Annotated in this window: 1 pseudogene; it reads left to right on the top strand. The window is 47.8% G+C overall.

The features are described from left to right. Nucleotides 1–510: pseudogene (locus tag HMPREF1551_RS12820) on the top strand (hypothetical protein); the annotation flags it as partial.

Below are 510 nucleotides of genomic sequence, written 5' to 3'. Positions count from 1 at the left end.
AAGGCGAGTATGATCCTATCGAAAACCCCAACGGTTGGGTACGTGTGAGCTTCCCTGCTATCCAAAACAAAGAACCTACTCCCCTTGACCCGCGTGAGGAAGGCGAAGCCTTGTGGCCAGAACGACACAGTGCTGAAAAGCTCTTAGCGATTAAGGAACGCAACCCCGCCGTCTTTGAAAGTTTGTACCAGCAAGACCCCAAACCCAATGAGGGCTTGATGTACGATGAGTTCAACTGCTATATGGATTTGCCATCGCGTTACTATACGGTAGCTTACATCGATGCAGCGGATAGCGGTAGTGATTACTTATGTGCGTTATTCTATAGAGAAGCAGAGGAAGGAAACTATATCTTAGATGTCTTATATACGAAAGACCCCATGGAAGTAACCGAGAAGACGATTACCTATATGCTCGAGAAGTACAAGGTAGAGCGTTGCCATATCGAAAGCAATAATGGGGGCGGTCTCTTTGCCAGCAACCTCCAGCAGCAGGCTTATGACAGAGGCA

The organism is Capnocytophaga sp. oral taxon 863 str. F0517 (genome assembly GCF_000466425.1).
GTDB lineage: Bacteria > Bacteroidota > Bacteroidia > Flavobacteriales > Flavobacteriaceae > Capnocytophaga.
This window is presented reverse-complemented; position numbering and strand designations above follow the sequence as displayed.